A 23332-nucleotide genomic window follows, 5' to 3' on the forward strand; every position below is an offset into this window, starting at 1 on the left:
CGAGCAGCCGGCAGGGTCACACCTGGCCGGTCCTCAGGAACGAGGTCAGCCGGGTGTACAGCTCGGGAGCCCCGTCCCCGGCGAAGACCTCGTGGCCCTGGCCGGGAAGCTCCAGATAGCGGAAGTCCGTGCCCTCGCCCCGTCCGAGCTGCAGCAGCCGGTGGCGCAGCGTGCGGGACTGGCCGACCGGGATCACGTCGTCCCGGTCGCCGTGCACGAACAGCAGCGGCGCGCGCACGCCTTCGCACAGCCGCGCGACATCGCGCGGGCCGAGCGCGTCGTCCAGTTCGATGTCGCCGCCCAGCCGCGTCATCAGCGCGCGGACCGGGAGCGAGGCCTCGGCGATCAGCCGCGGGCCGGAGAGGAACGGCGCGATGGCGAGCACGCACGACCATGCGTCGGGCGACGTGCAGGCCGACAGCAGGGCGAGGTACGCGCCGTAGCTGGTGCCGAAGAGCGCGGGCAACGGCAGCCCGGCGGCCGCGCGTTCGCTGCCCAGGGTGCGGGCGATCGCGGCGATGTCCTCCAGGTCGGGACCGCCCCACGCGCCGTGCAGGCACGAGGCGTACGACTCGCCGTACCCGATGCTGCCGCGCTGGTTCGGTGCCACGACCGCGACGCCGTTCGCGGCGAGGTGCTGCAGCACCGGCGAGAACTCGAACCGCCACGCGGCGGCCGGACCGCCGTGCAGCGCGACGACGACATGCTCCGCGGTACGCCAGTCGAGACCGCCGTAGACGACCGACTCGACGGGCCCCACCTCGCCGACGAGAAGCTCCAAGTGCGCGGGCTTCCAGGGTGATTCGGGGGTGTCGGAGGCCGACTCGGAGTCGGTGGCCGCGGCACCGTCCGGGCCGCCGGAAAGCGCGGCGGGCTCGGGGGACCCGAAGGACTCGGAAGGCTTCGAGGGCTCGGCGGACTCGGGGGAGTTGGCAGGCTCGGACCTCTCGGGGGACCGGGCGTCGAGGCCGGCAGTGCCCACTCCGCCGCCGGCCTCGCCGTCCTTCTCGGCGAAGTCCCCGAAGACGTCCATCGCGGAGCGGAGCCGCCCGCTCTGCGCCGCGTCCGGGGCCGGCGACGGCGCGGGAATCCCCGCACCCTCGATCAGCATCCGGTACGCGCCGCCGGTCGGCGCCGCCAGCCCGGTGAGCGTCCAGCGCACCGGCCGGTCCGGGCGCACCGTGGCCAGCCCGCCGGGCCGGTCCGGCGCCGAGAACGGGATGTGCAGCCCCGATTCGGTCCAGCGCCCCACACCGCCCAGGCAGCCTTCCGGCATCGTGACGTCCAGGAGCGTGCCGTCCTCCGGACCCCACACCGCCAGGCGCGAGGTCGCGCCGCGGTCGAGCTGGAGCGCCACCCGGTTGCCGTCCGGGGCGATGGCCACCGGGCGGACCGTGGTGTTGGGCAGGTGGACCATCTCCGGGAACCGCACCCTGCCGGGCGCCTCGCCGCGGTCCTCCGGAAGCCGGATCCAGCCGAGCCGGTCCTGCCCCGGGGCGTCGCTGGAGATCACCAGCAGGCCGCCGACCGGGTCGCAGAGCTGCAGCCGGTCGTTGCTGCGCTCGGTCATCTCCAGGAGCGGGTCGAGGCTGCCGTCGGCCAGGTCCAGGACCGCGCTCTTGACGCGCCCGTCGCGCACCGCGTCCAGGGCCAGCCGGCGGCCGAGCGGGTCGAGCCAGACGCCGCCGCCGAACAGCCCGGGCAGCTCCACGAGCTTCTCCAGCGCACCGCCGTCCACCGGGACGCGCCACACCGTGGTGGTCGGCGTCGTGTCGGTGCCCAGCGCGAGCGCGAGGCCGTCGGCCCCGGGGTAGGGGAGCAGCCGCAGGCCGGGGCTGCGCAGTGTGGCGATGTGCTGCTCGCCGCCGTCGCCGGGCCCGCCGAGCAGCACCAGGTCATGGCGACCGGGTTCGTGGCGGCAGGCCAGCACGGCGCCGTCGGACAGCGCCAGCAGTTGCGTGTGCAGGTGCTCGGAGCGGGCCAGGAGCGGGTGTTCGGGTGCGGGCAGCGTGCCCGACTCGTCGGGGCGCAGTGACCACGACTCGACGTGCCAGGCACCGTCGCCGGCGGTGGCCAGGCAGGCGGCGTAGCCGGCGTCGAGCGAGAACGAGTAGCTGACGCGGCGGAGGGGAGGGGCGGAGAGGGTCGTGCTCATGCGGCGTGTCCCCCTTCGGTGGTGCCCGAGGTGCCGGCCGAGGCAGCGGACGGCGGTACGGCAGGGGCCGGCGCCGACGGAGCGGCGTCGGGTACGGCAGCGGTCACGGCAGTCACGGCATTGGTCACGGGGGCTACGGGGGTCACGGGGGTCGCGGCAGTGGTCATGGTGACCGCGGCAGCGGGGCGTTCGGGCCGGTGCGCCTCGTCGGCCGAGGCGTCCTCGGCCGCGTCCCCGGCCTCTTCCGCCTCGGCCCGGTCCAGGTCGATCGGCTCCATTCCGCTCAGCCGCGTCCCCGCGTCCACGGGGTCGATCCACAGGCGCGGGCCGCCGTGCCGCAGCCGCAGCAGGAAGCCCGCCACGCCGGCCAGGCCCGTCCCGTACGACGCGGACGTGCCCACCGCGGTCTCGTCGCACGGCACCAGCCGCCCGGACAGCAGCGCGCTGCGCGACGCGATCAGCTCGGCGCACTCCTCGGCGTAGCGGCGGTACGTGTCCTCCGCACCCGGGTCCGCGAGTTCGGCCAGGTCGAGCAGGAATTCGCCGTTGCCGGCCAGCCCGTGGCACGCGGTGGTGCCGCAGTGCCAGCGGGCGCGGCGCACCGCGAGGGCGGCCTGCTCGGCGAGGTCCCGCGGCAGCGGGTCCCCGGTCGCGTGCCACAGCCGGATCAGGAACGTGCCTGCCCCGGACGAGCCGCTGCACCAGTGCACCAGGCGTACGCCCGGCGGGTCGGCCGGTCCCTGCGCCCACCACGCCGCGCCGTCGTCGCCGCGTACCGTGCGGGACAGCGTGCGGCCGGCGGCCATCGCCGCGTCCAGGTACGCGCCGCGCCCGGTGGCCCGGCCCGCGGCCAGCAGGAACGCGCCGATGCCGGCGACGCCGTGCGCATACCCGAGGTGCGCGGCACCGGCGAGCTGCGAGTCGAAGTCCTTCGGGACCTGCCACAACATCAGGTCGCCGTGCTCGCGCGCCGCGGCCAGCAGGCCGTCGGCGCAGGCCACCACGCGCTGCCGGAACCGGTCGTCGCCGGTGGCGTCCCAGAAGCGCAGCTGCGTGAAGCCGGCCCCGGCCGCACCATGGCAGACGTCGGGGTTCGGCCAGCGGACCGGCACCTTGAGCGCCATCTCGGCGGCCTGCCGGGCCAGTTCGCGGTCGTCCAGGACGTCCGCGGCCTCCAGCAGCGACCAGGCCGTGCCGGACCGGCCGAAGTGCAGGCCGGGCAGTGCCACGGGCTCGCGCTCGGCCCGCTCGCGCAGCCAGTCGGCGGCGGTGCGGATGCGTTCGCGCAGCAGGTCGCGCAGCGCGGGGCCGAGGGTCGGCGTCTGCGCGGCCCGGACCAGCACGCCGAGCACGCCGGCGCCGCCGTACTGAACGCTGCATGGGTCCATCGCGGCGCCGCCCGCGGTCACCGGCCAGAGGTGGTCCCGGCGTTCGGGGGTCATGGTGGCGGCCAGGTGCAGTAGGCCGTCGGAGAGCACCCGGTCGACGAGTGCCGGGCCTGAGGGTTCGTCGGCCCGCCCGGCGGGGTTGTGCCAGGGGTGCGGGCGGGCCGCGTCGCGGGACCGTCCGGGCGCGGGGACGGGGGCTCCGCCGCGCCGCTCGACCGCGTCCAGGTGGGCGCGTACCCGGTCCAAGTCCCAGCGCAGGCCCGGCTCGTCGCGCAGCAGGCCGCGGATCGCGGGGGCCAGCAGACGTGCGGTGCGCCCGTGCCGGGCCGCGAGGTCGAGCCACGCGGCGATGCGGTCGACGGTGGAGCGCGGGGAGAGCCCGGGCTCCTGCACGTCGTCCGGCAGACCGGGGTCGGTGCCGGTGGCCAGCAGGAAGAGCAGGCCGCCGAGGCTGTACAAGTCGGCCTCGGGGGACACAGGGTGGGTGCCGCGGCCGCGGGCGTGCTTGGAGCGGGAGCCGGCCCGCTGCTCGGGGGCGCGGTAGCCGGGAGTTCCGGCGGCACCCGCGAAGCTGCCGATGTCGGCGGCCAGTTCGAGGTCGATGAGGCGGAGCTCGCCGTTCGGGGTGACCATGACATTGGTCGGCGCGAGGTCCCGGATCACCAAGCCCTCGGCGTGCATTCCCCCGACGACGCGCAGGAGTTCGGCGACCACGCCGCCGGCCAGCGACCACGGGACGTCGGGCGAACCGCCCGCGTCGCGCGGCTCGGTGCCGGCGTGCCGCATCACCCAGGCGCGCAGGGAGGTTCCGGATATGCGCTCCTGGGCGAGGAACAGCGTGCCTTCCTGCTCCACCAGCGCGACCTGGCGGGGGGTGATGCCGGTCGCGGCGAGACGTTCCAGCAAAGCCGATTCGTGGCGCAGTGCGGCGCGGGCGTCGCGTCCGGAGTGGTCCACCTCGACGAACGCCCGGGCCTGCTTGACCACCACGTCGGCACCGGTGAGCGTGTCGGTGCCGACGAAGACGCCGCCCTTGGCGGAGTGCCGGATCGCCGCGGTGACCGCGAAGCGGCCGGCCACCAGGACCCCGCCCTTGCCGTCCTTGCCCTGCTGGGTGTGCCGGGCGGCGAGCGGGTCGGGGGCCCACGGCGGCGGCGCGAACCACGCCTCGCGCGAGTCGTCGACCTGCGTGCCGTCGGGGGCGGTGAGGACCGGGCGGTACGCGCCGTCGTTGCCGAGCCGCGCACGGCTGGTGAAGCCGCCGTACCGGTAGTGCACGATGCTGCCCGGCCGGCAGGCGCGGTCGGACATCACACCGGGGCCGACCATGCCGCGCGTCGCCAGGTCGAGGGCGTCGACCAACTCGACGAACTCGATGTCGTCGCGCGGGTAGACGGTGATGAACTTGCCCGAGGAACTACGTTCCGCCTCACGCGAGTTCAGCATGTTGAGGAACTCGCTGTCGGCCGCGCACTTGAAGGCGACGCCGCGCGGGACGAGCACGTCGCAGACCCGGTCCAGGACCTCGGCGGCACTGGCCGTCGCGGAGCTGACGTGGATCTTCCAGCCCTGCGCGGGGAGCATGCGGCCGCGCAGGGTGGCGGTGCACCACAGGTCGTCGACGCGCACCTCCCAGTCGGACGCGGCGCTGCCTGCGGTTCCTGCGGTGCCGGCCGGATTGCCTGTCGCAGCCTCCGGACGGGTGCTGCCCGGTGCTTCTGCGGTTGCGGCGTCGTCCCCGGCGACGGCCTCGGTGGACTTCCGGACGCCGGCCTCGTGCCGGTCGAGCGCCGCTCGGACGCGCTCGACCAGGGTTCCCCCCGGCAGGTCGCGGGCAGCGCCGTGTGCGGCGCGGTGCCCACGAACTCGTGTTGCGGCCAACCCTGATACCCCCCTCGCGTCCGGACCGGCGGGCCATTGAGCCGCCCGGCGGGCCGGCGCCCGGAATCCTGCTGCCGACGACCGCCCGTTTGGCGACGCCGGGGTGAACTGCCCGATGGCTGGCGGGTGTTGCACCGCACCGGCCGGGACGAGAAGACCGTACGTTTCGTGTTCGGGGCAGCTCAACGAGTTACGGCCCGGTTCACCCGCATGGGTGAAGTAACCCAGGAACGCCCGGAATCTTGCGGGTCGAGCCGGTAAGGCTCGGGTCGGACACGCGTGCGGACCTGCGGGAACCTCTTGAAGGTTCGGGTGATCGTCAACAGAATGCGGTCCCGTCCGCGATCAACCGGTCGGACGAATTCCGGGGGCGAGCAGATGATGTCGCGCAAGTGGGTGTCGGGCATATCGGTGGGGGCTGCGGTCGCCGCGGTGTTCGCGCTGGGCGCCTGCACGCGTGTGGACGAGGAGCGGCGGCCGGTCGGCCAGGGGGCGCCGCAAGCGGGGGGGGAATCGCCCGCGGTGGCGGCGACGCCCGCCCCTCCGGCCTCCGCGACGGCATCTGCCACGGCATCCGAGACAGCGTCCGAAGCGCCGACGGATGCGGCAACCGATGCGAGTGCAACGGCGACCGAGACTCCGGCGCAGGAGGCCTCCCCGACGCCCGAGGAGACGCCGGCGCCGGTCTCGACGGACATTCTGCCGCCGTCGAACGACCCGGTCGTCCTGAAGTACTGGGACCGCGCCAAGGAGATCCCGAACTGCGTGGCGGACTTCTACTCGATGGGCTGCCAGTCGGACATGCTGCGCCTCCGGTTCGGCCCCATGTGGGAGGCCCTCAACGTCGAAAACCCGCGTCCGGAGCCGGGGGCCTTCCAGCCGCATGTGTCGAGCCGGGAGGAGTCGGCCCAGGCTGCGAACGCCACGCGGGTCGTCGGGAACGGCGAGCCGGCCGGCGGGAATTCCACTCCGGTCCTGTCCCCCGCGCCGTAGCAGCGGCTCGGCCGCGCCGGGCAGCAGAAGGCCCGCCGCGGGTCGGTCTTCCGCGGCGGGCCCTGGCGTTCTGCGGTTCCGGAGATCGCTCGGCGGCTACTTCGGCTGGAATCGGATGCCGCCGTCGAGGCGGATCACCTCGGCGTTCATGTAGCTGTTGGTGAGCAGTTCGTACGCCAGGCTCGCGAACTCCTCCGGGACGCCCATGCGCTTGGGGAACAGTACGGCCGCGCCGAGGGTGTCCTTGACGGCCTGCGGGGCCATGTCGAACAGCGCGGTGTCCATGGTGCCCGGCGCGATCGTGTTGACGCGCACGCCGACCGCGGAGAGGTCGCGCGCGATCGGCAGCGTCATGCCGGCGACCGCGGCCTTGGAGGCGCCGTACGCGGCCTGCCCGATCTGGCCGTCGAATGCGGCGACCGAGGCGGTGCAGACGATCGCGCCGCGCTCGTTGTCGTTCTGCGGGTCGTTCTTGGCCATCGCCGCGGCGGCGATGCGGACCGCGTTGAAGGTGCCGATCAGGTTGAGCTTGACGATGAACTCGAAGGGGGCCAGCGGGTGCGGGGTGCCGTCGCGGCCCACGGTGCGGGCGGCGTACCCGGTGCCGGCGCAGGCGACGAGGGCACGCAGCGGCGCGGCCGCGGCGGCCGCGTCGACGGCGGCCTGGACCTGGGCCTCGTCGGTGACGTCGGTCGCCACGAAGATGCCCTTGATGTCGGCCGCGACCTGCGCGCCGCGCTCCTCGTTCTTGTCCGCGACGACGACGGTGGCCCCGCCGGCCGCGAGCCGCCGCGCGGTGGCCTCGCCGAGTCCGGACGCACCACCGGTGACGACGGCCGACGCACCTGCGAGATCGAGCATGGGTGGACCCTCCCTGACGTTGCCGCGGCAAATGCTTGACCGAAGCAAGCTGAATCGACGTCAGGGAGCATCGCACGGAAGCCCCTCCGGGGGAGGAGCAGGGCGGTGTGGTCCTGATCGCACCGACAGCGCAGCGGCGTCACCGATGCGAGGATCGGCCTGTGGAGAATCCCGACCGGTCGCTCCGTTGGCGGCTGCTGATCGAGGCGCTCGCTGTGCTTGCGGCGGAAGCGGCGGACCAGCAGGAGTGGGTGCGCAGGCATGGCGTGTCGGCCGAGGAGCCGGCGCTGGATTTCGACCACGCCTTGGGCTTGGCCCAAGTCTTGGCCCGGGAGGGCCGCCTGGACGAGGACACCATGGCCGAGCTGCGGCTGGTCGACTCGGTGTTCGCTGAAATGAGCGCTGCGCGGGACACGGCTTGCTGGTGCCCGGAGGCGTTTTCGGTCGATGACGGCTGGGCTCGGGCGCGCGGAATCGCCCGAGCGGTCCTCGTGCGGATCAATGGCGAGTGGCGGTTGCCGCTGCCGGACATCACCGTGATCCGCTGACGGGCCGCGGGCCGTCGGAGCGTGCCGCCTGCGCAGGGGTGTGCAACTCTCAGCCGGGGATCGGCGGCGCCACCGTCAGTACGGGGGCGACGTAGATGGTTACCTGGCTGCCCTTGGGGGCCATCGTCGAGCCCTTCGGGTTCTGGCTCCATACCGTGCCCGCCTTGGCGCCGTTGGCGGCTCTGCGGACGACAGTCGGCTCGAAGCCGGCGGCTCGCAGCTCGCGGATGGCGCGGGCCTCCGTCTCGCCTGTCACGTCCGGGACGCTGACCAGGGTGGGAGGCGTGGACGAAGGCGGCGGTTCCGAGGACGGCGGGGCGATCGTGGGCGGGTCGACCGGGCCGGGCTGTGTCGCGGGCGGTGCTGCGCTTGTCGGGGGTTTGCTGCTCGGGGCCTTGCTCGTGCGGGTCGCGCTTGGGGACAGGAAGCTCGGTTTTGCCGTCGAGCCTGTCTCGAAGGGGAGGACTCCCGGCGGCAGTGTCGAGTCCGAGCCGGTGAAGTCCGGGGCCGGGGCGGTGCTCGTGGCCGCGGCCTTCTTGGTCGGGTCGGCCTTGTCGCCGCCGCCCGAGCCTGCCGCGGCCATGCCGACGATCAGCGCCACCACGATGGCCACCGCGGCGACGGCCCCCGCGGCCATGAACTGGGGCCCGCGCGACGGGCGCCGCGAGGCCCCCGCGTACCGGTCCGTGTCGTCGAGGTGGTCGGTGACCGGCCGGATGACGAGGGTGACGCCGCCCGCGACCAGGCGGTCGTGCGTCGAGACCACCCGCAGCGGGACTTCCAGGACGTCGTCCGGGTCCACGTCGAGCAGCTTGTCGGCCGCCCCCGGGGCGCCGAACAGGCCGCCCGCGCCGACCAGGTGGCCGGCCGGGTCCCAGTCCTGGGGGACCGCGTACCGGACCGTCCACAGGCACAGGTGCCCGGGCTGGACCTCGCCCGGGGCGCCGTGCCGTTCGACGGTGACGCGGTCGCCGATGTCGCGGCGGAGTTCGAGTACGTATTTGTCCGGCACGCTGCCCGCGTTGCGAACGCTCAGCTGCACCTCGACGAGGTCCCCGGCACGGGCGACGACATCCGCGGGCTCGCACTCGACCTGCACGGCGCGCTCGGGGCTTCCCTCGCGCAGTCCCGCCAGATCGGCTCCGCATCCGGGGCCCGCGCAGTACTGGGCCGCCATGTCGTTGCCGGTGCCGCAGAGTATGCAGTGCACCATTTCTTCCCGCCCCCTGACGGAATGACCCCACCCGGACCGGTCGGCCCGGACGCCCCCACGGCTACTTCGGGTCGGACGCCTTTGTCCGCGATCGCACCGCGCCCCGGTGGGACGCCCCCGCCGCCGGGCACCGGAAGGATCGACGGTTCCGGTGCCTGCCGTACCCGGGGCCGGGCCACGCGCTGCGTGGCCGGTCCTACCGCTTCGACCGGATGGTTGGGGGCTTTTGGCGCAGTCGTGACCGGAATCACTTGGGCTTTCCGGTGATTCATCCGGGATGCCCGGGCCTGTCCGAAGACCGTCCCAAGATCCGTACCGGCCGATCCCGTCCGTCCGGCCCGTGGGGCGGATCACGGTAACCTCGACCCCGTGCCCAAGCTCTCCGACGTCCTCGCCACGCTGCACCGGCTCTACGACCCCCAGTGGGCGGAGTCCTGGGACGCGGTCGGCCTGGTCTGCGGAGATCCGGACGCCGAGGTCCGCAAGGTGATGTTCGCCGTCGACCCCGTGCAGGCGGTCGCCGACGAGGCCCTCGCCTGGGGGGCCGACCTGCTGGTCACCCACCACCCGCTCTTCCTGCGCGGCGTGCACTCGGTCGCGGCCACCGGCTTCAAGGGCCGCGTCGTGCACAGCCTCATCAAGGGCGACTGCGCGCTCGCCGTCGCGCACACCAACGCCGACTCCGCCGACCCCGGCGTCTCGGACGCCCTGGCCGCCGCGCTCGGCCTGACCGTCACCGGGCCGCTCGACCCCAGCGCCGCCGACCCCGCGGGCTGCCGCGGCATCGGGCGCATCGGCACGCTGCCCGAGACCGAGACCCTCGCCGCCTTCGCCGCCCGGGCCGCCAAAGCGCTGCCCGCCACCGCGGCCGGGCTGCGGGTGGCCGGCGACCCGGACCGGCCGGTGCGTACCGTCGCGGTCTGCGGGGGCGCCGGCGACAGCCTCTTCGCCGCGGCCCGCCGCAGCGGCGCCGACGTCTACCTCACCGCGGACCTGCGCCACCACCCGGCATCCGAGGCCCTCGAAGCCGGCAGCCCCGCGCTGGTCGACGCGGCCCACTGGGCCACCGAGTGGCCGTGGCTCGACCAGGCCGCCCGGGAACTGGCGGCCGCACTGGCCGCATCCGGGGCTACGGTGGAGACGTACGTCTCACGACTGGCCACCGACCCGTGGGCCTTCCACGTGCCGAGCACCACCTGAGCGCCCCCTCGACCGCCCCGCGAGCCCGCCCGGCCGCCCCACCCCGGTCCGTCCGGAGGGGCCCGGACCGGATCCGGACCTCGCGAAGAACCTTCCGTGCATAAGGAGATCCCGCTGAACGCCGCGCCCGCCGACCAGCACCGCCTGCTCGACCTGCAGGCCCTCGACTCGCGTCTGGACCGGCTGGCCCACCGCCGCCGGACGCTTCCCGAGCACGAGGAGATCGACCGCCTCGGCGGCCGCCTCAACACCCTGCGCGACCTCGTCGTCGCGGCGCAGACCGAGGACAGCGACGCGGCGCGCGAGCAGACCAAGGCCGAGCAGGACGTCGACCAGGTCCGCACCCGCGCCGCCCGCGACCAGCAGCGCCTCGACTCCGGGCAGGTCAACTCGCCCAAGGAGCTGGAGAACCTGCAGCGCGAGATCACCTCGCTGGCCAAGCGGCAGGGCGACCTCGAAGAGGTCGTCCTGGAGGTCATGGAGCGCCGCGAGGAGATCCAGGGTCGGCTCGCCGGGCTGGTCGAGGAGCGCGACGCCGCCGAGGCCGAGCGCAACGCCGCCGCCGAGCGCCGGGACGCCGCGATCACCGAGATCGACGCGGAGAGCGCGGGCGACACCAAGCAGCGCGACGTGGTCGCCGCCGCGGTGCCCGGCGACCTGCTGGCGCTGTACGAGAAGATCCGCGGCCAGCAGCACGGCGTCGGCGCGGCCGCGCTGTACCAGCGCCGCTGCGAGGGCTGCCGCCTGGAGCTGGGCATCACCGACCTGAACGCGATCCGCGCGGCCGCGCCCGACGCGATCGTGCGCTGCGACAACTGCCGCCGGATCCTCGTCCGCACCGCAGAGTCGGGCCTTTGAGCACCCGCGGGTTCATCGTCGAGGCGGACGGCGGCTCGCGCGGCAACCCCGGCCCTGCGGCGTACGGCGCGCTCGTCCGCGATGCGGCGACCGGCGAGGTCCTGTGGGAGGCGGGCAAGTCCATCGGCAAGGCGACCAACAACGTCGCCGAGTACGAGGGCGTCCTGGCCGGGCTGCGCGCCGCGTTCGCGCTGGACCCCGCGGCGCCGGTCGAGGTGCGCGCCGACTCCAAGCTCGTGGTCGAGCAGATGTCCGGACGCTGGAAGATCAAGCACCCGGACATGCGCGACCTCGCCGAGGAGGCCCGCGCGGTCTACCCGCCGGGGCAGGTCAAGTACACCTGGGTGCCGCGCGAGAAGAACAAGCACGCGGACCGGCTCGCCAACGAAGCCATGGACCTTGCCGCCAAGGGCCTGGAGTGGACGCCGAAGACGCCGGCGGCCGCAGTGCCCGAGGACGCCGCCGGCATAGTCGGCGACGCGGAGGGCGAGACCGCCGCGCCGGCCGTCCCGCCGCCCGCCGGCTGGGGCCCCGACCTCGGCACCCCGACCACCCTCGTCCTGCTCCGGCACGGCGAGACCGCGCTGACCCCGCAGAAGCGCTTCTCCGGATCCGGCGAGGGCCACGACCCGGACCTGTCCGAGCGCGGCCGCTGGCAGGCCGAGCGCGCCGCGGACCTGCTGGCCGCGCGCGGCACGATCCAGGCGGTCGTGACGTCGCCGCTGGCCCGCTGCCGGCAGACCGCGGAGGCCGCGGCCCGCCGGCTCGGACTCCAGGTGCGGGTCGAAGAGGGCTTCCGGGAAACCGACTTCGGTGCCTGGGAAGGCCTGACCTTCGGCGAGGTGCGGGAGCGCTGGCCGGACGAGCTGTCCGCGTGGCTGGTGTCCCCGGACGCCGCGCCGCCGGGCGGCGAGAGCTTCACCGAGGTGGCCCGCCGCGTCGTCCTGGCGCGCGAGAAGGTCCTGGCCCGCTACCCGGCCAAGACCGTCCTGGTGGTCACCCACGTGACGCCGATCAAGACGCTGGTCCGCCTCGCCCTCGACGCCCCGGCGCAGTCGATGTTCCGCATGGAGCTGTCCGCGGCCGCGATCACCGCGATCAACTGGTGGGCGGACGGCAACGCGTCGCTGCGCGTCTTCAACGACACGTCGCATCTGCGCGAGCAGTAAGCCCCCGGGTTTTTCGAGCAGACGCGATGCGGGGCACGGCCGTCCGGCCGTGCCCCGCATGCGTGCCCGCCCTTGTGGCCCGGGCCGAAATCGCCACCGGGCCGGTACCGGCCCGGGCTCAGATCTCCGAGACCACCACGTCCAGCCCCCACGCCGCATTGCGCTTCGCGGGCGGCGCGGTCTCGACCGTCCAGCCCAGATCGCGCAGCGCGTCGGCGAGTTCGGCCGGCGTCGCCGGGTCGGCGCCCGCCTCGAGCAGCTGCCGGGTCAGGCGCCCCTTGGTGGCCTTGTTGAAGTGGCTGACCACCGACCGCCGCACGACGCCGTCCACGGTGCGCTCGTGCAGCACGCGTACCGTCGCGGTCCGCGCCGCGACCGCCCCCGCGGGCCGCCAGGCAGGCGTGTAGGCCGACGACCGCAGGTCCAGGACCAGCCGGTCGCCCGCGAGTTCGGTCAGCGGCTTGTCCATCGCGGTACGCCACATCGCGGGCAGCCCGCCCAGCCCCGGCAGCCGTACGCCCATCGACAGGCGGTACGGCGGGATCCGGTCGGCCGGCCGCAGCGCGCCCCACAGCCCCGAGAAGACCAGCACGCTGCGGTTCGCCCGCTGCGCCGCCGCGCCCTTCAGCGTCCCGAGCCCGAGCGCGTCGTACAGGACACCCGTGTACAGCTCGGAGACGGGCAGCGCGGACGCCTCCCGCAGCTCCAGATTGCGCAGCACCTCGCCGCGCAGCTTCGGCCCGAGGCCGAGCGCCTCCAGGACCTTCAACTCGTCGCCCTCGCACAGCGTGATCAGCGAATCGATCACGAGCTCCCGCGTCGCGGTCAGCTCCGGCAGGGAGAGCCCGGCAAGGTCGAGGGCCGGGCCGGAGCCCTCGGCGGCCTTGCCTTCCGAGGGCGGCAGCAGGACGAGCACGGACGGGACTCCCAGGGACGACGCGGACGAGTGCGCCCCTACCTTATGACGCGCCCGGGCCCGGTAAACGCAGGCAAATTCGGCCATTTGATGACCAACGCCCCTAAGCTCGGCCATGTGCCCCGACGCAATATGCATCTGCAGGCCGCCGACGGTGCGCGGCTCCGCGCCGGATTCGCCGCCCTGCGAGCCGACCTCAACCTGCCGGACGCCTTCCCGCGCGCGGCCGTCGCCGAAGCCGAGCAGGCCACCCCGCGCCTGACCGGACGCGACGCGACGGACCTGCCGTTCCTCACCGTCGACCCGGCCGATTCCATGGACCTGGACCAGGCCATGCACCTGGAACGCACCGGCACCGGCTACCGCGTCCACTACGCCATCGCCGACGTCGCGTCCTGGGTGGTGCCGGGCGGTGCGATCGACACCGAGGCGATGAAGCGCGTCGAGACCCTCTACCTCCCCGACGGGCGCATCCCGCTGCACCCGCCCGCACTCTCCGAGCATGCCGCGAGCCTGCTGCCCGGCCAGGACTGCCCCGCGCTCCTGTGGATCCTCGACCTCGACGCCGACGGCGAACTGGTCGGCACCGACGTGCAGCGCGCCACGGTGCGCAGCCGCCGCCGCTTCGACTACACCGAAGTCCAGGGCCTCATCGACACCGGCACCGCCGAGGAACCCCTGGCCCTCCTCCGCGAGATCGGCCTCCTGCGCGAGCGCATCGAACGCGAACGCGGCGGCGTCAGCCTCCCCATCCCGGAGCAGGAGATCGTCCCCCGCGGCGGCCGGAACGGCGGACGCAGCGAGACCTGGGCCCTCGAATTCCGCGCACCCCTGCCCTCCGAGGGCTGGAACGCGCAGATCTCGCTGCTCACCGGCATGGCCGCCGCCGACCTCATGACGTACGCCGGGATCGGCATCCTGCGCACCCTCCCCGCCGCGCCGACCACCGCGCTCGCCCAACTCCGCCGCGTGGCCCGCGCCCTCGACGTCGCCTGGCCGGACGGCACGCCGTACGCCGAGGTCATCCACACCCTCGACCCGGCCCTGCCGCACCACGCCGCGTTCCTCCAGGAAGCCACCGGCCTCCTGCGCGGCGCCGGCTACACCGCCTTCGACGCGGGCGTCCCCGAACTCGCCATGCACGCCGCGGTCGCCGACGAATACACCCACGTCACCGCCCCGCTGCGCCGCCTGGTGGACCGCTTCGCGGGCGAGATCTGCGTCAGCCTCGTGGCCGGCGCCGAGGTCCCCGACTGGGTCCTGTCGCGCCTCCCCGACCTCCCGAAGACGATGGCCGCGGGCGACCGCAAGGCCCACGAGGTCGAACGCGAGGCCGTCGACCTCGTGGAGGCCGCCGTCCTCGCGCCGCACCTCGGCGAGGAGTTCGACGCGGTGGTCGTCGACCTCGACGACAAGGGCACCGGCGGCACCGTCCAACTCCGCACCCCCGCGGTCCGCGCGAAGTTCACCGGCACCGGCCTCAAGCTCGGCTCCACCGCGCGCGTCCGCCTGGTCGAGGCCGACGCCTCGAAGCGCCGCGTGCGTTTCGCCCCGGCCTGACCGATAGGCTGGCCGTACGGCGGAAGAGCCGGCCGGGCGGCCGCGTCGGGACCCACGGGTCCCGCCGAGGAACGTCCGGGCTCCGAAGGGCAGGGTGGTGGGTAACGCCCACCTGGGGTGACCCACGGGACAGTGCCACAGAAAACAGACCGCCAGGAGTCCTCGGACCCCTGGTAAGGGTGAAACGGTGGTGTAAGAGACCACCAGTGCCCGAGGTGACTCGGGCAGCTAGGTAAACCCCACCCGGAGCAAGGTCAAAAGGGAGCCTCCGGGCTCCTGCGCAGGCGATCGAGGGCGGCCCGCCCGAGCCTGCGGGTAGACCGCTAGAGGCCGGCGGCAACGCCGGCCGTAGATGGATGGCCGCCTCCGCGCGGGCCGCAAGGCCCCCGCGAGACAAAACCCGGCGTACAGGCCGACTCTTCCGCCGCCAGCCGAAGGCTAGGCCTCTGACCTACATAAATGTAGGTCAGAGGCCTAGCCTTCGGCCGTAATTGACTGTGGGTAGCGGCCCTTGTCGGTGCGCCAACGGTGCGCGGGCACCGGTCGACCGGTTCAGGAAGGCACACAGACCCTGCCGCCGGCCGTTCCGGCTATTCGGCCACGTCTCGTGAGGGCGCATCGGCCGGGACATACTCCGTGGCCACCGGTGAATCATCCCAGAATACCCAGATTCGTCCGCAAACAGGGCATCGCAGTGCCAGAGTTGCTTTTCCGAAAAGCAGGACGGGGTCGGAATTCACCTCAAAATCCGCGCGCGCCAGCATCAGCATGCTCTGCTGTGGATCGTCATCGCGAATGAACTCACCGCAAGTGCACCTGATCTTGGCCATCAGGACCCTCCATAGAAGACGACATCGGAAATCCTGTCACTCTTTCCCCAGCTCTCCAGCATTCTATTCACGCGGGCCAGCATATTGGGAAAGTCTGCGGCCGACAGCCCGGTATTGCTCAAGTCGACGACCACTCCTCCATTGGGAACCTGAGAGTGCTTCTTTGCGGTGTTGGTGACTATGTTGTCGATATTGCTCGTCTGTGGAGTGTAGATGTCATATTGGACGCCATTGACGAGCAAGTCGCTGGTGGCGGTTCCTCTGGTGCCTACTGGATCACGGAGCAGTACTTGGTTTCCCTGGCCTGCCATATACTCCGCAGCGCTTACCTCGGAGGCGCTGGGTCGGGTTGCGGTAACGGTGAGACGGCCTGGCCCATTTACCGGATATGGCGCAAGTCCCGTCGGGTCGACCCAGGTCGCAGGATTTGGGACGTATCCATGCGGGTTGGGCGAAGCGCACCACCCCAGTGGGTCGGCTGACAGAAACCCGCCGGTCTCCGGATCGTAGGATCGCGCTCGATTCTGCTGCGTTGCGTTCTCGGCGTCGTAATACTGCCCAGGGGCACCCAGGGGGCATGGAAAGTCGGGCGCCGCACCGCGTTCGGGAGCTCCCCACAGCGAAGCCTCCGGGCGGTGGACAGTACCTCCGCTCGAATCGATCAGCATGATCGGGCGGGCCGCGCTGTCGGTGCCTATGAGATAGACCGAGCCACCTGACGGGCTGCAGGTACTCTGGAGAACTGCTTCCCAGGTGCCGGGCTCGTAATCCCAAGTGCGCTGTAATAGGCCGGTATTCTCTTCTGCCAGTTGCGGTCCGTCCCAAGTGAAGCTCAGGGCGGTTTCAGAGGGCCCTTTCTTGCAGCTCCGGCGGCCGAGCGGGTCGAAGTGGTAGTCCCAGCTGGCACCCGTCGGGGCTGTCGATCCCACAAGCCGGTCGTCCGCATCCCAGACGAAATGCCAGTCGAGTACCTTCCCGGAGAGCGTCCGGCGGCTGCGGCGGATGAGCCGGCCTTGAGCGTCGTGATGATAGGTGGTGCGGCCGGCACGCCGAATGAGGGTTCCGGAAAAACGGCGATCGCCTCGGACGTCGTCTTCAGAGGCGTCCGGTCCGGTCTGCCATTCAGCGTGAATGATATTGCCGATGGAGTCGTAGGCGTAGCGTTCGGTCCAGCTTTGGGCGCGGACTGCAGTAACCCGTCCCGTGTCGTCGAGGTTGTAGGCCTTGGTGCCAGTGATGGTGTCGTCGATGGCGGTGATGTAGCTGTCGGGGCGCCAGTGGTAGGTGCGGCGGTGGGTCTCGGTGGGACCGGAGCCAGGACTCAGGGCAGCGGTGATCTTGTCGGGGCGGGCGCCGACGATGGTGGCCTGAGCAGTGAGGCGGCCGACGGGGTCCCAATCCTGGGTGAAAGTGACGTTGTCGCCGAACTGGCGGGATATCGCACGTCCGGCTGGGTCGTAAGCGAATTCGAGAGTGTGACCCGCGGCTGTCAGCCGGACAGGTCGGCCGGCTGCGTCGTACGCCCATTCGCTGACATGTCCGGACGGGGTCTCGCGGCGGGTGCGGCGGCCGAGGAGGTCGTAGGTGTTTGCCAGGGTGCGGCCGTTGCTGGTCTCGGAAAGGATGCGGCCGCAGCGGTCGCGGGTGAAGGCCAGATCCACATCGGGGTTCACGGCGCGGGCCAGGCGTCCGGCAGGGTCGTACGTGTAGGTGGTGGTGCGGCCGGTTGCGGTGTGGACGGCCTCGATCACGTTGTCGAACGCGTCCCGGCTGTAGGCGACTTCCTCGCCGGCGCCGTTGACCCGGGTAATGAGACGTCCGGCCGGGTCATGGACGTAGCCGAGGGTGCGGTTGTCGAAATCGGTCTCGGAGACGAGGCGGCCGACTGCGTCGTAGGCGTAATTCCAGGTGAGGTTCTGAGGGTTGGTGACGCAGGTCAGTCGCAGTTCGTTGTCGTAGGCGAAGCTGTATCGGTGGCCGTCGGGACCGGTCCTGGCGGTGGGCAGGTCGAAGGGGCCCGATTCGTATCGTGTGGTGAAACCAGCCGCGTTGAGGTGGTGGACCAGATTGCCTTCGGCGTCCCAGGTCCATGCTTCGCGGGAGCCGTCGGCGAGCTTGCGCCAGGCAGGTTTGCCTTCGACGGTGTGCGCAAGCTGCGTGATGTTCCCGAGCGGGTCTGTCGTCGTGGCAGTACGGCCGAACGCATCGCGCACCACGTGGGTGGTGTTCCCGAGCGGATCAGTGACCGCCCGCGGCAGCCCGGCCGCGTCGTAGACCATGCGTGTGACGCCGCCAAGGGGGTCGGTGATCTGCTCGAGGACGCCCTGGTCGTTGTAGGTGCAGCGGGTTTGGGCGCCCATCTCGTCGGTAGCGGTCAGCAGGTTCCCCTGCGCGTCCCAGGTGTAGCTGCGGCGGGTGCCGTCCCGGTTGATGATCTGGGTGGGGCGGCACAGCACGGGGTCGAAATCGGCGACGGTGAAAGTGGCATCGGGGCGGACGATGCCGATGAGGTTGCCTGGTCCGTCGTAGCTGAAGCGGGTGGTGTGCCCGAGGGGATCGGTGACCGCGATCCGGCGGTTGAACGCGTCCCACTCGGTGCGCGTGATGTTGCCGAGCGGGTCGGTCTCGGCGGTCACTCGGCCCAGGCGGTCCCAGGCGTAGGTGCGGACGCCGCCCAACGCATCGGTCATCGTCGTGGTCTGTGCATCGGCGTCGTAGGCGAACGTGTTGTCCATGATGCCGTCGGTACCTACGCCGTGCAGGCAGCGGCCGGCGTCGTCGTAGGTGTACCGGTACCAGACGCTGTTCCGGTCGGTCCACGATGTGATCCGACCCGCGTCATCGTAGGCGAACACCAGCGGCCGACCAGAGGAGTTCACGACCTGGGTGACGTGGCCTGGGGCGTCATATCCGAACTGGACCAGGTCGATTGAGGCGGAGGGGTCCTCCGCGGGTGCGTGCGTGGCTGGGTCTGCGCCGAGCAGGCGCAGTCCGGTGACGCGTTCGTTGCGGGTGTCGACGGCTATTCGGTAGCCGCCGGAGTGGGTGACCTCGCACGGCATGCCGGAGGGGTCGTAGTGGAAGTCGATGCGGTTGTCGTTGCGGTCGGTTACCGCCTGGATCGGGAGCAAAGGTCCGGCGAGTCCGGTGACCGGGGTGAACGACCATGTCCAGCCGCGCTGGGGGTCGGTGACGGTGAACGTGCCGCGGGGGAGCCCGTCCCAATGCAGTGGCCAACGGTCGCCGCCGACCGGCATGACCGCTTCACCGGGGGACGGGACAGGGTATTCGAGTTCGACGCCGTCCTCGGTGACGAAGACGACGCCGGTGCTGCCGAGGCGCAAGTGCTGGTCCAGGGTGGAGGCCCACCGGGTCCCGAACAGCCGTCCCGGCGCTGACCGTGACAGGTGTCGGCGCGTCAGCACCAAGGGCAGCGTTCCGGGCAGGGCGACGTCGCGTTGGACGAGGATCATCTCGCCAGTGGCGGCGTTGACCGGTTCGCCGACCGCGGTCTGCGCGTTGGGGCCGGTGCTGCTGGGGTCCGCCCGGTCGAGGGCGTCCTTTTCGGCTTGTTCGCGAGCGAGGCGGATGGCTTCGCGTTTGGCCATGACGCGGGCGTAGGCGGCTGCGGCGGCGGGGGTGCCCGCGCCGCCGGTGCCGGCGGCCAGCGCCAGGTTGGGGACGAGTTTCCCGGCGGTGTAGGCGGGGTTCTTCAACAGGTCGTCCCAGGACTGACCGACGGCTTCCTTGGTGTCCTGGGCGAACCCGACCGGGTCATACAGGGGCTGGGTCATGCCCTTGGCGATGTTGAGCAGGTCGGTGAAGTAGGCGCCGGCGTCGCCGTCCTTGGCGACCCGGACCGGCAGGATCGTCCAGGCGAACTTCGCCAGGTCCACAGTGCCGTCGCGCAGGCCCTTGATGAACTGCTGGAACTTGCTGTCCTTGATCCGGTGCAGCTCGTCGACGTAGCCGGGGAACTTCAGGTAGCACTTGGCGTTGGCATCCTCGGCGCGGTCCATCGCGCGGCCCAGCTGGGTGCGCAGCCGTTGGAGCTCGGCGGTCCCCGGGTCCTTGCCGGGCTTGTCGGGTAGCGCCGGCATGCACGACTCGTCGGCACCCGCCAGCTTTGCGGTGTCCTGGCGCTGCTTGGCGTCGTCGTAGGCCAGTTGCGCGGCCTGGTGCTGGGCCGTGAGCCGGAACGCGGCCTCGGCCGCCGGGTCGATCTGGTTGCGGCACTCGTCCTCGGCACGCCAGATCACGTCGGAGTATTCGGTCAGGTCCTTGGCGATCTTCGGATACACCGTCGCGTGCAGGTCCAGGACCTCGATGATCCCGTGCAGGTCGCCGCGGAACCCGTCGGCCGCCGAACCGGTCCACAGCTCCGGCTTGTCGACCAGCCGCAGGTTCTCCGCGGCCTGCACGGCCTCGTTCGCGAACGCGGTGAACTGGTCCGCGATCCCCTTCACCGAAGCCCAGTTCCCAGGGATGTCCTCCGCGGTGGAACGGCCCCGGACGATCTGCGGGGGATTCTGCTCCCACCCGCTCATCCGGCACCCCCCGGCCCGGCCGGGTTGCCCGATCCGATCGGCTTGGTCATGTCGAACGGCGGCGGCGTGGCGCCGGGTTGGGTGGTCCGCATGCTGGGCGGCAGCAGCGGCGCCGGGTACTTCATCGCCTCGTACGCCTTCGCCTCGGCCAGGTCGTACTTGTCCGCCGCGACGATCAACGCCACCGCGACGGCTTCCCCCTTGGCCACCAGCGCCTTCATCGTGTCCCCGGACGTGCTCCAGACGTTGCGCAGCTGCATGCCCAACTGGATCGAACCCACATCCGCATCCAACTGCCCGTACGGCTCGGTGGACCGCGCCACGATCGCCCGCGCCACCGTCAGCGCCTGGACCAACTCCTCTGCTGCCGTGCGCAGATACGGCCCGTCGACCTTGAAGCCGTCGTCAGCCATGCCCGCCCCTGACCGCCGCGGCCTCACGCCAGAGTGCCGCATGCAGCCGCACCGGCATCAGGCTGCCCAGATCCACCGCGATGTCGTACCCCTCGGGCAGCAGTCGCAGCAGATCATTGCCCGGCATCGAGAACCAGTTGCAGGGCTCCGCCATGAACAGCGCCATCTGCTCCAGCGACGTGAACACCGGCACGAACCCCGCCCCGGCAGGACCGATTGCCGAGAACCCGACGTGCTCCGGCTTCACGCAGTACAACCGCGCCGCCCGCAAAGCCGCCACCAACAAGGGCGGATCACCATCGCCCTCGACGAACCGGGCTATCTGCTCGAGCAGTTCCGTCAGGTCGTCCGCCTGACCGGAAGTCTCAGACGGTCCCGCATCCGGCGCCACGCCGAAGTCACCATCACGCATCGTTCCCCCGTCCAACGAACGTGCCCACGAGCCTACAGTCGGTTGGCCGACACAGCCCGGGAGCAGAGCCATCGGCGGGCAGCTGTCCGGGCGATCCGGGTGGCCGGGTGCTGCGGGTTGACAAGGGGAGGGGTCTCGGGCGAGGCTGGGCGTGAGATCAAACAGTGTTGTATGACAAAGTTTCACAGTGCCGGTCCGCCCTGCCCGGCGGCCGTGCGTTGCGCGACCGGATCGCCCGCGGCTCCGTGCCGCCCTTCCTCCGAGGTGACCCCTATGCCCACCCCTCCCTTGCCGACCGCGTCCACCGGGCCGTCCGAACTCTGGCAGCTGCCGGCCGCGGCGCTGGCCGAGGCGATCCGGACGCGTACCGCCTCGGCCGTGGAGGTGACGCGCTCGTTCCTGGACCGCATCGAGCAGACGAACCCGGTCCTCAACGCCCTCGTGGACGTGCACGCCGACGAGGCGCTGGCCGACGCGCGGCGTGCCGATGCGGCCGTGGCGGACGGGAGTCCCCTCGGGCCGCTGCACGGCGTCCCGGTGTCCACGAAGATCAACACGGACCAGCGCGGCCGGATCACCAGCCACGGCATCGCCGCCCTGGCGCACGCGCCCGCCGAGGCGGACGCGGCGTGCGTGACCGCGCTCCGCGAGGCCGGTGCGATCCTGCTGGGCCGCAGCAACGCGCCCGCGTTCTCGTACCGCTGGTTCTCCGACAACGACCTGCACGGGCGCACCCTCAACCCGTGGGACGACAAGCGCACGCCCGGCGGTTCGAGCGGCGGCGCGGCCAGTTCGCTGGCTGTCGGCATGACCGCGCTGGCGCAGGGCAACGACATCGGCGGCTCGATCCGCTACCCGGCTGCGTGCTGCGGCGTCGTGGGCATCCGGCCCACGGTCGGCCGCGTGTCGGACTGGGCGCCGCCCGCGATGGTGCCGGGGCCGGACGGGACGCTCGAGCAGCTCGACTTCCCGCTGACCGTGCAAGGCTGGGCCGTCGAAGGGCCGTTGGGCCGCGACGTCGCCGACACCCGCCTCGCCCTGCACGCGATGTCCCGGGCGGACCTGCGCGTCCCGTTCGGTGTCCCCGCGCTGCCGGACCGGCCCGCACCGAGCGGCCCGGTCACCGTCAAGGTGGTCCGCGGCATCGGCACCGTGGCCTCGCACCCGGCCGTCGAGCGCGCGGTGGAACTGGCCGCGGCCCACCTTGCCGACGCCGGATACCGGGTCGAGGAGGACGACGACCCGGCGGCTGCGGACGTGCTCGCCGAGGCGGCGCGCATCTGGCAGCTGCTCATCTTCGAGGACTTCCGGCCCACGCTGCCGCTGGCCCGGCAGGTCGGCGACGAGGCGTTCAAGACGTCGCTGGAGTACTCGTTCGCGGCGGCGGCCCGGGTGTGGGGCGAAACCCCGTCGCTGCAGGCCTACATCCACGGCTGGGCCCGGCGCGGCACGCTCATCACGCGGCTCCAGGAACTCCTCGGCTCCGACACCGTGCTGCTGACCCCGGTCAGTGCCGAACTGCCCTTCGAGCACGACGCGGACGCGGCGAGCCTCGAGCGCGGCGCCGAACTCATCGCCGCGCAATGGCCGATGGCCGCGGTCCCGGCACTCGGGTTCCCGGCGGTCACCGTGCCGGCGCTGCTCGCCGACGGGCTGCCGGTCAGCGTGCAGCTCATTGGCGGCCGCTTCGAGGAGGAGCTGATCCTGGACGCCGCCCAGGCCGTCGAGGACCGCACCCCGCTCTTCGCACCGCCCTTCCCCGCACGGTAGTCCGGCACGGTTGTCCGGCACGGACACAAGGCCCGGCGCGATCGATCGCGCCGGGCCTTCCCGCGTTCTCCTGCTACCGCCATGCCGGGCATCCGGGACGAGAACGGCCCCGGGGCGACCGAAGTCGCCCCGGGGCCGGGTCCTTTGCAGGTGCGGTCAGCGCAGCCGGTACATCCGGATCACCACGACGTCCTCGCCGTCCGGGCGGGCCAGGCCCACGAAGACGCTCTCGGCCAGCCACCGGTGGGCCGGAGCGTCGGTCCGGAACACCGGCGACGTGCGGTAGTAGTGGCCGGTCTCGGTGACCTGCAGACCGCCGTCGAACTGGTCGGGGGCGGACGGATCCGGGTGGTAGTAGCCGCGGTTGACGATGTCGATGACCGCACCGTCGTCCGCCTGGAGCAGGTAGCGCGCGTCGAGTTCGCAGATCTCCCCGCGGGTGCTGCTCCAGTCGCCCCCGCCGGCCAGGACCTTTCCGCGCAGCCGGGGGCCGTCCACGGTCCCGCCGGTGATGGGGGTGAACTCGGTCTTCTCGCCGTCGCCGTTGCCGACATGCAGCGTCGGGGCGATGTGCGCCCGGATCTCGAAGACGTATTCCAGGGCGGGGGTGAAACTCAC

Annotated in this window: 17 protein-coding genes and 1 other RNA gene; 8 read left to right on the forward strand and 10 right to left on the reverse strand. The window is 72.2% G+C overall.

From position 1 onward, the window contains the following. Positions 1–16: 16 nt before the first annotated feature. A complete protein-coding gene (locus LZ495_RS39100) occupies positions 17–2155 on the reverse strand; it encodes an alpha/beta hydrolase family protein (RefSeq protein WP_235057971.1) in 2139 nt (712 codons plus the stop codon). After that, the gene (gene lanL / locus LZ495_RS39105) at positions 2152–5424 is read right to left on the reverse strand and encodes a class IV lanthionine synthetase LanL (protein ID WP_235057972.1); all 3273 of its coding nucleotides are present in this window, start codon (positions 5422–5424) and stop codon (positions 2152–2154) included. Before lanL ends, LZ495_RS39100 begins: the two co-directional genes overlap by 4 nt. 378 nt (positions 5425–5802) lie before the next feature. On the opposite strand from lanL, the gene LZ495_RS39110 reads away from it, so the two are divergent. After that, the gene (locus tag LZ495_RS39110) at positions 5803–6417 is read left to right on the forward strand and encodes a hypothetical protein (protein WP_235057973.1); all 615 of its coding nucleotides are present in this window, start codon (positions 5803–5805) and stop codon (positions 6415–6417) included. Between the two features lie 96 nt (positions 6418–6513). Here the strand turns inward: LZ495_RS39110 and LZ495_RS39115 are convergent, their stop codons facing one another. Continuing rightward, positions 6514–7278 (reverse strand): SDR family NAD(P)-dependent oxidoreductase, encoded by a 765-nt coding sequence (locus LZ495_RS39115; RefSeq protein WP_235057974.1) that lies wholly within the window; start codon positions 7276–7278, stop codon positions 6514–6516. Between the two features lie 161 nt (positions 7279–7439). On the opposite strand from LZ495_RS39115, the gene LZ495_RS39120 reads away from it, so the two are divergent. Then, on the forward strand, positions 7440–7826 hold the full coding sequence (locus LZ495_RS39120; protein WP_235057975.1) for a hypothetical protein: 387 nt from the start codon (positions 7440–7442) through the stop codon (positions 7824–7826). Positions 7827–7875: 49 nt separating this feature from the next. On the opposite strand, the gene LZ495_RS39125 is transcribed toward LZ495_RS39120, so the two are convergent. Beyond that, positions 7876–9039, reverse strand: a complete 1164-nt coding sequence (locus LZ495_RS39125) for a PASTA domain-containing protein (RefSeq protein ID WP_235057976.1) — start codon at positions 9037–9039, stop codon at positions 7876–7878. A gap of 369 nt (positions 9040–9408) precedes the next feature. Between LZ495_RS39125 and LZ495_RS39130 the strand changes: the two genes are divergently transcribed. The 3 genes from LZ495_RS39130 to LZ495_RS39140 all read left to right on the forward strand — a co-directional run bounded on the left by LZ495_RS39130 (position 9409) and on the right by LZ495_RS39140 (position 12266). Then, positions 9409–10239: a Nif3-like dinuclear metal center hexameric protein gene (locus LZ495_RS39130; RefSeq protein WP_235057977.1), complete on the forward strand. Its 831-nt coding sequence runs from the start codon at positions 9409–9411 to the stop codon at positions 10237–10239. A gap of 114 nt (positions 10240–10353) precedes the next feature. Further along, entirely contained in the window at positions 10354–11097 is a 744-nt protein-coding gene (locus LZ495_RS39135) for a zinc ribbon domain-containing protein (protein ID WP_235058001.1), read from the forward strand. After that, positions 11094–12266: a bifunctional RNase H/acid phosphatase gene (locus tag LZ495_RS39140; protein ID WP_235057978.1), complete on the forward strand. Its 1173-nt coding sequence runs from the start codon at positions 11094–11096 to the stop codon at positions 12264–12266. Before LZ495_RS39135 ends, LZ495_RS39140 begins: the two co-directional genes overlap by 4 nt. Before the next feature lie 118 nt (positions 12267–12384). Here the strand turns inward: LZ495_RS39140 and yaaA are convergent, their stop codons facing one another. After that, positions 12385–13182: a peroxide stress protein YaaA gene (gene yaaA / locus LZ495_RS39145; RefSeq protein WP_235057979.1), complete on the reverse strand. Its 798-nt coding sequence runs from the start codon at positions 13180–13182 to the stop codon at positions 12385–12387. Positions 13183–13299: 117 nt separating this feature from the next. On the opposite strand from yaaA, the gene LZ495_RS39150 reads away from it, so the two are divergent. Both LZ495_RS39150 and rnpB read left to right on the forward strand, forming a co-directional pair. After that, positions 13300–14742, forward strand: a complete 1443-nt coding sequence (locus LZ495_RS39150; protein WP_235057980.1) for an RNB domain-containing ribonuclease — start codon at positions 13300–13302, stop codon at positions 14740–14742. A gap of 24 nt (positions 14743–14766) precedes the next feature. Further along, positions 14767–15166: RNase P RNA component class A (rnpB, locus tag LZ495_RS39155), an RNA gene on the forward strand. A 166-nt stretch (positions 15167–15332) separates the two neighbouring features. Here the strand turns inward: rnpB and LZ495_RS39160 are convergent. Genes LZ495_RS39160 through LZ495_RS39175 form a run of 4 tightly spaced genes read right to left on the reverse strand, consistent with a single transcriptional unit; the run spans position 15333 to position 20944 of the window. Continuing rightward, a complete protein-coding gene (locus tag LZ495_RS39160; RefSeq protein WP_235057981.1) occupies positions 15333–15572 on the reverse strand; it encodes a DUF8617 domain-containing protein in 240 nt (79 codons plus the stop codon). After that, positions 15572–20119, reverse strand: coding sequence for a DUF6531 domain-containing protein (locus tag LZ495_RS39165; RefSeq protein ID WP_235057982.1), 4548 nt, complete (start codon positions 20117–20119; stop codon positions 15572–15574). The genes LZ495_RS39160 and LZ495_RS39165 overlap by 1 nt, the downstream gene beginning before the upstream one ends. Continuing rightward, on the reverse strand, positions 20116–20532 hold the full coding sequence (locus tag LZ495_RS39170) for a hypothetical protein (protein WP_235057983.1): 417 nt from the start codon (positions 20530–20532) through the stop codon (positions 20116–20118). Before LZ495_RS39170 ends, LZ495_RS39165 begins: the two co-directional genes overlap by 4 nt. Then, the gene (locus LZ495_RS39175; RefSeq protein ID WP_235057984.1) at positions 20525–20944 is read right to left on the reverse strand and encodes an SseB family protein; all 420 of its coding nucleotides are present in this window, start codon (positions 20942–20944) and stop codon (positions 20525–20527) included. Before LZ495_RS39175 ends, LZ495_RS39170 begins: the two co-directional genes overlap by 8 nt. Positions 20945–21217: 273 nt before the next feature. On the opposite strand from LZ495_RS39175, the gene LZ495_RS39180 reads away from it, so the two are divergent. Further along, on the forward strand, positions 21218–22714 hold the full coding sequence (locus LZ495_RS39180; RefSeq protein ID WP_235057985.1) for an amidase: 1497 nt from the start codon (positions 21218–21220) through the stop codon (positions 22712–22714). Positions 22715–22870: 156 nt separating this feature from the next. On the opposite strand, the gene LZ495_RS39185 is transcribed toward LZ495_RS39180, so the two are convergent. Then, positions 22871–23332, reverse strand: coding sequence for a DUF3237 domain-containing protein (locus LZ495_RS39185; RefSeq protein ID WP_235057986.1), 462 nt, complete (start codon positions 23330–23332; stop codon positions 22871–22873).

Origin of the sequence: Yinghuangia soli (assembly GCF_021502675.1) — a bacterium.
GTDB lineage: Bacteria > Actinomycetota > Actinomycetes > Streptomycetales > Streptomycetaceae > Yinghuangia > Yinghuangia soli.